Genomic DNA, 7,646 nt, shown 5'->3' on the forward strand with positions numbered 1-7,646 from the left:
GAGACTGGCCGTCCCCGGCCCGGACGGCGACGACCCCGCCGACCGTGGGGGTCGACGGGGTCGTCGGGTCCTGAGGCTCAGCCGTGAGCCGTCGGACCGTGGGTGCGTGCCGGCTCGTCCATGAGCCGTCGGCGGGCGGGCAACGGGAGTGCGGCGCCGTCGACCTCGGTCAGGCCCTCCTGCACGGGTCCGCCGCGAGTGCGCGAGCGGTGGGGGCAGGGAGGCCCTCCGTCAGAGGCTGAGGATGATCGCGAACGCGGTGCGCGGGCGGCCACCGGCGTTGGCCAGGAAGTCCCAGGTGTGCCGACCGGAGCGCACGCTCGGCACCAGGGCGCGGAAGAACGCGGCCCCGCGGCGACCCTGCGGCAGACGCTCGCGCACGCCGGGGAGGTCGGAGCACCGCACCCCGGCCGGGTTGTCGATCCGGTGCCGACCACGGCGGGGAGTGCCAGCGGCCGACAGTGCGCCATCGAGCGTGGAACGGGACATGGTCGGTTCTGCCTCTCTGCTGTGGCGGGGGAAGTCCACCGGGACGAAAGGTAGGTCCTGTGACTGGTGTGACTGGTGCGACGCGCCGAGGGTGCCGGCGCCGTCACCTCGCCGAGACCTGCGGCGCCCCCTCCGGCCAGCCGCGCGTACCCGATGGGACCTGCAGGCAGGCCCGGGGCCTCTAAGGTCGGACCGTGCTGAAGATCGGGCTGACCGGGGGCATCGGTTCGGGCAAGAGCACCGTCGCGGCCCTGCTGGCCGAACGTGGTGCCGTCGTCGTGGACGCCGACCGTCTCGCCCGAGAGGCGGTGGCACCCGGTACGCCGGGGCTGACCGCGATCGCCGAGGAGTTCGGGCCCGGCGTGCTGACCGAGGACGGCGCCCTGGACCGGGCTGCGCTCGCCTCGGTCGTCTTCGCCGATCCTGCGGCCCGGGCCCGGCTGGACGCGATCGTCCACCCCCGGGTGCGCGCGCGTGCCGCTGAGCTGGCTGCTGCGGCGCCGCCGGGGTCGGTCGTCGTCCAGGACGTGCCCCTGCTGGTGGAGACCGGTCAGGCAGGCTCCTTCGACCTCGTGCTGGTCGTCGAGACCGAGGCGGAGACCCGGGTCGCCCGGCTGGTGGACCGGGGGCTGTCCGCCGCCGACGCGCGCGCCCGGATCGCCAGCCAGGCCACGGACGAGCAGCGGCGGGCGGTCGCCGACGTCGTGTTGCGCAACGACGGTGCCCCCGAGGAGCTGGCGGCGCAGGTGCAGCGCTTCTGGTCCGAGCGCGTGGAGCCCGCGACGCGCTGACGGCATCGATGAGTTCCGCCGGCCGGGCCGGTCCTGGGTGCAGACCCCGGAGCGGGGTCCCCGCCGTGGAGAGGAACCGAGATGGCGCAGCAGAAGATCGTCCCGAACCTGTGGTTCGACAGCCAGGCCGAGGAGGCGGCGGACTACTACATCGACGTCTTCGGTGAGGGGCGGGTGCTCAGCGTGGCCCGCTACCCGGAGGGCGCACCCGGCCCGGCCGGATCGGTGATGAGCGTGGAGTTCGAGCTGGCCGGCCAGCGCTTCGTCGGGATCAACGGTGGGCCGCAGTTCCCCTTCACCGAGGCCGTCTCCTTCCAGATCGACTGCGCCGACCAGGCAGAGGTCGACCGGTACTGGGACCGGCTCGTCGGTGACGGGGGAGAGGAGAGCCAGTGCGGCTGGCTCAAGGACCGCTACGGGCTGTCCTGGCAGGTCGTCCCGGCCGGCATGGAGGAGCTGTTCGCCGACCCGGACCCCTCGCGGGCCCAGCGTGCGGTGCAGGCCATGCTCGGGATGCGCAAGCTCGACCTGGCCGCCCTGCGTGCTGCAGCTGACGGCGTACCGGTCGGCTGAGTGGGGATCATCACATCCCGTCCACGCCGCAGGCGGGTCTCCCGCTGAGACGACGGAAGGCCCCAGGTCCGTGGACCTGGGGCCTTCCGTGGCTGGTGGGCGATACTGGGATCGAACCAGTGACCTCTTCCGTGTCAGGGAAGCGCGCTACCGCTGCGCCAATCGCCCCTACCGGTCTGCCGACCGGCCTGCCTCCACACCCGTGCTCCGTGGAGGAGACGAGGTGGAGACGGGATTTGAACCCGTGTAGACGGCTTTGCAGGCCGTTGCCTCGCCTCTCGGCCACTCCACCGCACGCCAGGCGCCGGTCTCGCGACCAGCGCCCGGGGTTCCGAGCGGACGACGGGATTCGAACCCGCGACCCTCACCTTGGCAAGGTGATGCTCTACCACTGAGCCACGTCCGCGTTGCGGATCAAGTCCGCGTTACGTGGAGAACTCTAACCGACCCGATTCGGGGGTCCAAACCCGGGGGGTCCAGGGGGTGTCCGGAGGGGGGTTCCTGCAGGTCAACCCCGCGTGGGGGTCAGTGCGACGTCGGGTTGTCGGTGCCACCGCGCAGCAGCGCGGTGAGCTCGTCGTCGACCCGCAGCAGCTCGCTCTCCGTGCCGACCGGCACCAGTGCGTCGGTCTCCCGCAGGAACTGGCCGACCGCGACGCCCGACACCTCGAACAGCGCCTCGCCCGAGGGTGCCCGCAGCTGCAGGAAGAGCACGTCCAGCCCGTTGCGCGCCGGCCACAGCCGGACGTCGCCCTCGCCGACCGGCCCGATCAGGCCCGCACGCAGGAGGTCGCGGCTGAGCAGCCACTCGACGCCGCCGTCCTCGTCCGGTGCCGGATCGTAGGCGTCGTCGTCGGCACCGGCCGCCTGCGCGGCCGTCTCGAACGCGGAGCCGCCGTCGTGGGTGCGGTCGTCCTCGGCGCCGTCGTCGCCGAACCGGACGCGCACCGCGAAGGGGTCGCTGGAGTCGTAGACCAGGGCGGCCGGGACCGCCGTCCAGGACTGGGGGCCGATGAGGTGGAACGTCGTCCGCGCGGTGCAGCCGGACATCGAGTGGCGAGCCATGTCTCCTTAACGACCCAGAACTGCCCTCGGTCACGCATGGTCTCGGCGTGTCGCGCCACACCAGTCACATGCGTCCCAGGAGTCGCCAGGCGACACGGCTCGCCGCGGTCGCAGTGCCCGTGATCACGGGTCGAACCGATCAGGGCCGACGAGCCGAACGCCGCGTGTGACCATGGGCCTCGTGAGCCGACCAGTGCGCAGTCCCGAGGACGGCGCCGCCGACCTGGAGCTGGTCCGCCGGATGGCGGCCGGTGACCGCGCGGCGGTCGATGACCTCTACCTGCGCTTCCGGCGCCCGGCGTTCGCCCTGGCCCGCCGAGTGCTGGCCGACGACACGCTGGCCGAGGACGTGCTCCAGGACGTCTTCCTCGGCATCTGGCGCAACCCGGGCGCCTTCGACGGCAGTCGGGGCAGCGTCGCCTCCTGGGTGCTGACGATGGTCCACCACAAGGCCGTGGACGCCGTCCGGCGCGAGGAGTCGCAGCGCCGCCGCACCGTGCGGGCCGAGGAGGAGATGGCGCTGGCGGCACCGACCGAGAACCACGACGTAGAGGACCAGGCCTGGGAGCGGGTGGAGGCCGACCGCGTGCGGACGGCGCTGCGCTCCCTGCCCGATCCGCAACGGGAGGCACTGACCTTGGCCTACTACGGCGGGTACACCCAGCGAGAGGTGGCCGCCCTGACCGGCACCCCCTTGGGGACCGTCAAGACGCGGATGCTCGCCGGCATGCGCCGGCTCAAGGACACGCTGGGCACCGGGCTGCCCGGCGTCACCCCGGCCGACGGAGCCCCGCGATGACCGCACCCAAGGGCAACCGGGACGACGAGCACCGCCGCTGGGAGGAGCTCGCCGTCGGCTGGGCGCTGCACGCGCTCGAGCCCGAGGACGAGGACCTCTTCGCTGCCCACCTCGCCGGCTGCGACCGCTGTGCCGACACGGTCGCCGAGACGGCCGAGGTGATGGCGGCGATGTCCAGCGACCTGCCACCGGCCGAGCCGTCGGACGCACTGCGGGACCGGCTGCGCGCAGCGGTCGAGGAGACCGAGCAGCTGCCGCAGGCGGCACCACCCGAACGCCGGCGCGAGCAGTCACCGGCTGCGCCGGCCCGCCCTGCGGGCCGGCCTGCCCCGTGGGAGGCCGGCACGGGCAGCACCTCGGCGCGAGAGCTCCACCTGCCGCTGCCGACCCACGTCGCCGACCCCCGCCCGGCCTGGCGGCGGGTGCTCCCGACCGCGTTGGTCGCGGCTGCGGTGGCTGCGGTGCTGGCGCTGGGCGCCTGGAACGTCGCCCTCACCAGCGCTCGCGACGAGGCCGTGGCCGCGGCGGCCGAGCAGGCCCGGATGCTGGACGCGCTGCTGGAGCCGGGGCAGGCCACCATCGCCCCGCTGTCCCAGGAGGGCGGGGAGGACGTCGCGACCGTCGTCGCCCGGGACGGTCGACTGCAGGTGGTGGCCGACGGCCTGCCGGTCAACGACCCCGGCGACGACACCTACGTCGTCTGGGGGTTGCCGGATGGTTCCCCCGTGGCCATCGGGACGTTCGACGTGGTGACTTCTGAGATGGACCTGCGGACCGTAGGCTCGGCGCAGACCGGTCTGGACGAGTACCCCGCGTACGGCATCAGCATCGAGCCCGGTCGGCAGGCTCCGTCGGCACCGACGGACATCGTCGCGACCGGGCAGGTGACCAGCTGAGCGGACAGGACACGATGGCAGCGCGGGGTGAGCACATGCCGGTCCCGCCGGAGCCGGACGTGCCGGAGACCGCCGAGGCACGCCGCGCCCGGTACGACGCCGACGACGTGCACAGCCTGCGCGAGCGGGTCGCCGAGGTGCGCTGGCGGCGCTGGATCGCCACCCGGCGCAGCCTGGACGCGCCCTACCGGTGCGGGGTCGGGCTGGTGGGTGGCCTGGTCGTGGCCTTCGGCATCGTCACCATCCCGCTGCCGGGGCCCGGGTGGCTGACCGTGATCGCCGGGTTGTTCCTGCTCGCCACCGAGTTCACCTGGGCCGAACGGGTGCTGGACTTCACCCGGCGGCACGTCGCCCGGTGGACGGCCTGGCTGAACCGTCAGCCGCTGGTGGTGCGGCTGGCCGTCGCCGCCCTGACCGCGGCTTTCGTCCTCGCTGTGCTGCTCGTGACGCTGCACGTGATGGGCGTGCCGGACTGGGTGCCGGGGTGGGTGCCGCTCTGGCGGTGAGCATCTGGCAAGATGTTCGACGCACCCGGGCGATTGGCTCAGCGGTAGAGCGCTTCGTTCACACCGAAGAGGTCACTGGTTCGATCCCAGTATCGCCCACCGGATGCAGGGGCCAGGTGAACCCGGAGACGGGGGATCCTGGCCCTTCGTCGTCCCAGGGGCAGGGCTGCGGCGATCGGCGCACCATGGACGCGATGGCACTGGACCGGGCGGCCCGACTCCTGGTCGCCGTCGAGCGGGACGGGCCCACCTGCGTGTGGTGCGGCCGGACCTTCGGCGCGCAGGTGGTGCCGACCACCGAGCACGTGGTGCCGCGGGTCAAGGGCGGGCCGTCCTGGCTGGAGAACGAGGTGGCCGCCTGCCGCCGCTGCAACTCCGAGCGGGGGCACACCGCACCGGTCCCGTGGCTGGAGGAGTGCCAGCGGCGCGGCTGGCTCCCCGACGAGCAACGGCTGGAACGGGTGCTGACCGCCCTGGACGGCGCCATCACCGATCGTGGCGGCCAGCGGCGGGCCCGGCCCTACCTGGAGGCCCAGCTGCGGCGGTTGCGGCGCCGGGGGAGCCCGTCGGCCGACCGGTCCGGGCCCGCGTAGCGTCCCGGTGGTGAGCGACACGGTGGGGCAGGTCGGCCAGATCTCGGTGTACCCGGTGAAGTCCCTGGCCGGGCGCGTGGTCCCCGCCGTGGACGTGCAGGACGCCGGGCTGCGCGGTGACCGGGCGTGGTCGGTCGTCGAGGCCGACACCGGCGAGCGGGTCACCGTGAAGACGACCCCCCGGCTGCGCGAGGTCGTCCCGACCGGGGACACCGAGGCCGACGGCCACGCCCTGACCGAGGTGCTGGGCCGGCCGGTCCGCCTGGCCGCCTCGACCGGGGGCCCGCAGGTCGACGCCGCCGCCGTCCACCTGGTGTCCCGCGGGGCGATCGACCGGGCCGCGGACGGCGACGTCCCCGAGGGCTGCTCGGCCGACGACCCGCGCGCCAACCTGCTGCTCCACCTGACCGGCGATGCCGACGAGCGGTCCTGGGTCGGCCGGCGGCTGCGGATCGGGACCGCGGAGCTCGACGTGGTCCGCACCCCCAAGCACTGCCTCGGCGTGTACGCCGAGGTCCGCACCCCGGGCACGGTCGCCGAGGGCGACGAGGTCCACCTGCTCGACTAATGGGGCTTACCGGGCCTTCCAGTTTCTGGCAGGTTCGGCTCCGGTAGCGGCCGGTGGGTCAGCACTCTCGTCGACTGGAACGCTTGGATTCCTAGCCTCAGATCGTGCGCCCACCGGTCGTGAGGGGGCGTGATCGCTGATGGGATGACGTGCCCCGGCCGTGAGCCGGTGAGCACTTGACCATTAGTCCGCTGGCTGTCTCCCTCCGCGCTGCCGACCGCAGTGAACCGACTGGAGGGGGCGCGGGATGCTGTTCGTTGGCGATGACTGGGCCGAGGACCACCATGACGTCGAGGTGCAAGACGATCAGGGGCGCCGACTGGGCCGGGCCCGGCTGCCCGAGGGCATCGCCGGGCTGACCCGGCTGCACGAGCTGATCGCCGAGCACCTGACCGACGACGACGTGGACCCCGAGACCGGGTTCGTCGCGCAGAGCGTGGTGATCGGGATCGAGACCGACCGTGGCACGTGGGTGTCTGCCCTCGTCGGGGCTGGCTATCAGGTGTTCCCGCTCAACCCGGTGCAGGTGGCCCGCTACCGGGAACGGCACGGCGCCTCCGGTGCCAAGTCCGACCGCGGTGACGCGCACGTGCTCGCCGAGATCGTCCGCCTCGATCGGGCTCACCACCGGCCGATGGCCGGGGACAGCCCGGCGGTGGAGGGGCTGAAGATGGTGGCGCGGGTGCATCAGAGCGCGATCTGGGACCGCACCCGCCACCTGCAGCGGTTGCGCAGCGCGCTTCGGGAGTTCTTCCCCGCCGCGCTCGAGGCCTTCCCCGAGCTGGCCGCCTCCGATGCCTTGGAGTTGCTCGAGCGCGCTCCCGATCCGGCACGGGCGGCGCGCCTGTCGAGGTCGAAGATCACCGCGGCGCTGGCTCGGGCCCACCGTCGCGGCCCCGAGGCCAAGGCCGAGGCGATCCAGGCGGTGCTGCGGGCGCCGGCGCTGCGCCTGGCACCGGAGATCGAGGCCGCCTACGCAGCCATCGTGGCCAGCCACGTCCGGCTCATCACCGGGCTCAACAGCGAGATCGCCTCACTGCAGGCGGTGGTGGCCGAGGGTTTTGGCCGACACCCGGACGCTGACATCGTGACCAGCCAGCCCGGGCTGGGACCGATCCTCGGCGCCCGGGTGCTCGCCGAGTTCGGCGACGACCACACCCGCTACACCGACGCCAAGGCCCGCAAGAACTACGCCGGCACCTCACCGATCACCCGAGCCTCGGGCACCCGCCGGGTCGTGCTGGCCCGCTATGCCCGCAACAAGCACCTCGCCGACGCCACCCACCAGTGGGCCTTCTGCGCGCTCACCGCCTCAGAGGGTGTTGGGTAACTGATCCAGCGCGGTCGGTGAGGGCGCGATCTGTTC

10 protein-coding genes and 4 tRNA genes are annotated in these 7,646 nt (G+C 73.3%); 9 read left to right on the plus strand and 5 right to left on the minus strand.

Going from position 1 to position 7,646, the window contains the following annotated elements; all coding sequences use genetic code 11:
* Nucleotides 1–231: 231 nt before the first annotated feature.
* Nucleotides 232–489: a hypothetical protein gene (locus IN07_RS22385; RefSeq protein WP_036340834.1), complete on the minus strand. Its 258-nt coding sequence runs from the start codon at nucleotides 487–489 to the stop codon at nucleotides 232–234.
* 194 nt (nucleotides 490–683) lie between these two features.
* Here IN07_RS22385 and coaE point away from each other — a divergent pair, with 194 nt between their 5' ends.
* Nucleotides 684–1,280 carry a dephospho-CoA kinase gene (coaE, locus tag IN07_RS22390; RefSeq protein ID WP_036340836.1) on the plus strand — a complete coding sequence of 199 codons (597 nt, stop codon included), beginning with the start codon at nucleotides 684–686 and terminating at the stop codon, nucleotides 1,278–1,280.
* 81 nt (nucleotides 1,281–1,361) lie between these two features.
* On the plus strand, nucleotides 1,362–1,853 hold the full coding sequence (locus IN07_RS22395; protein ID WP_036340838.1) for a VOC family protein: 492 nt from the start codon (nucleotides 1,362–1,364) through the stop codon (nucleotides 1,851–1,853).
* A gap of 93 nt (nucleotides 1,854–1,946) precedes the next feature.
* Here IN07_RS22395 and IN07_RS22400 read toward each other — a convergent pair.
* The 4 genes from IN07_RS22400 to IN07_RS22415 all read right to left on the minus strand — a co-directional run bounded on the left by IN07_RS22400 (nucleotide 1,947) and on the right by IN07_RS22415 (nucleotide 2,918).
* A tRNA-Val gene (locus IN07_RS22400) sits at nucleotides 1,947–2,021 on the minus strand.
* Nucleotides 2,022–2,074: 53 nt separating this feature from the next.
* Nucleotides 2,075–2,145 (minus strand) — tRNA-Cys (locus IN07_RS22405).
* Nucleotides 2,146–2,187: 42 nt separating this feature from the next.
* A tRNA-Gly gene (locus tag IN07_RS22410) sits at nucleotides 2,188–2,259 on the minus strand.
* Nucleotides 2,260–2,378: 119 nt separating this feature from the next.
* Nucleotides 2,379–2,918, minus strand: coding sequence for an SsgA family sporulation/cell division regulator (locus IN07_RS22415; RefSeq protein WP_036340840.1), 540 nt, complete (start codon nucleotides 2,916–2,918; stop codon nucleotides 2,379–2,381).
* 172 nt (nucleotides 2,919–3,090) lie between these two features.
* Here IN07_RS22415 and IN07_RS22420 point away from each other — a divergent pair, with 172 nt between their 5' ends.
* From IN07_RS22420 to IN07_RS22450, 7 genes are all read left to right on the plus strand, one after another.
* Nucleotides 3,091–3,717 carry a sigma-70 family RNA polymerase sigma factor gene (locus IN07_RS22420; protein WP_036340905.1) on the plus strand — a complete coding sequence of 209 codons (627 nt, stop codon included), beginning with the start codon at nucleotides 3,091–3,093 and terminating at the stop codon, nucleotides 3,715–3,717.
* Nucleotides 3,714–4,613, plus strand: a complete 900-nt coding sequence (locus IN07_RS22425; RefSeq protein ID WP_036340844.1) for an anti-sigma factor domain-containing protein — start codon at nucleotides 3,714–3,716, stop codon at nucleotides 4,611–4,613. The genes IN07_RS22420 and IN07_RS22425 overlap by 4 nt, the downstream gene beginning before the upstream one ends.
* A gap of 35 nt (nucleotides 4,614–4,648) precedes the next feature.
* Nucleotides 4,649–5,119 (plus strand): TIGR02611 family protein, encoded by a 471-nt coding sequence (locus IN07_RS24975; protein WP_081975626.1) that lies wholly within the window; start codon nucleotides 4,649–4,651, stop codon nucleotides 5,117–5,119.
* A 27-nt stretch (nucleotides 5,120–5,146) separates the two neighbouring features.
* Nucleotides 5,147–5,218: transfer RNA gene (locus IN07_RS22435), tRNA-Val, on the plus strand.
* Between the two features lie 95 nt (nucleotides 5,219–5,313).
* Nucleotides 5,314–5,712 carry an HNH endonuclease gene (locus tag IN07_RS22440; protein WP_197058608.1) on the plus strand — a complete coding sequence of 133 codons (399 nt, stop codon included), beginning with the start codon at nucleotides 5,314–5,316 and terminating at the stop codon, nucleotides 5,710–5,712.
* A gap of 10 nt (nucleotides 5,713–5,722) precedes the next feature.
* The gene (locus IN07_RS22445) at nucleotides 5,723–6,280 is read left to right on the plus strand and encodes an MOSC N-terminal beta barrel domain-containing protein (RefSeq protein ID WP_231558537.1); all 558 of its coding nucleotides are present in this window, start codon (nucleotides 5,723–5,725) and stop codon (nucleotides 6,278–6,280) included.
* Between the two features lie 247 nt (nucleotides 6,281–6,527).
* Nucleotides 6,528–7,610 carry an IS110 family RNA-guided transposase gene (locus tag IN07_RS22450; protein ID WP_052091645.1) on the plus strand — a complete coding sequence of 361 codons (1,083 nt, stop codon included), beginning with the start codon at nucleotides 6,528–6,530 and terminating at the stop codon, nucleotides 7,608–7,610.
* The last annotated feature ends 36 nt before the right edge of the window (nucleotides 7,611–7,646 follow it).

It is taken from the genome of Modestobacter caceresii (assembly GCF_000761485.1).
Taxonomy (GTDB): domain Bacteria; phylum Actinomycetota; class Actinomycetes; order Mycobacteriales; family Geodermatophilaceae; genus Modestobacter; species Modestobacter caceresii.

What these genes read in the sequence shown, in the direction of transcription:
- IN07_RS22385 (WP_036340834.1), bottom strand. Translation starts at nt 489, where the DNA reads ATGTCCCGTTCCACGCTCGATGGCGCACTGTCGGCCGCTGGCACTCCC.
- IN07_RS22395 (WP_036340838.1), top strand. Translation starts at nt 1,362, where the DNA reads ATGGCGCAGCAGAAGATCGTCCCGAACCTGTGGTTCGACAGCCAGGCC.
- IN07_RS22415 (WP_036340840.1), bottom strand. Translation starts at nt 2,918, where the DNA reads ATGGCTCGCCACTCGATGTCCGGCTGCACCGCGCGGACGACGTTCCAC.
- IN07_RS22420 (WP_036340905.1), top strand. Translation starts at nt 3,091, where the DNA reads ATGGGCCTCGTGAGCCGACCAGTGCGCAGTCCCGAGGACGGCGCCGCC.
- IN07_RS22425 (WP_036340844.1), top strand. Translation starts at nt 3,714, where the DNA reads ATGACCGCACCCAAGGGCAACCGGGACGACGAGCACCGCCGCTGGGAG.
- IN07_RS24975 (WP_081975626.1), top strand. Translation starts at nt 4,649, where the DNA reads ATGCCGGTCCCGCCGGAGCCGGACGTGCCGGAGACCGCCGAGGCACGC.
- IN07_RS22440 (WP_197058608.1), top strand. Translation starts at nt 5,314, where the DNA reads ATGGCACTGGACCGGGCGGCCCGACTCCTGGTCGCCGTCGAGCGGGAC.
- IN07_RS22450 (WP_052091645.1), top strand. Translation starts at nt 6,528, where the DNA reads ATGCTGTTCGTTGGCGATGACTGGGCCGAGGACCACCATGACGTCGAG.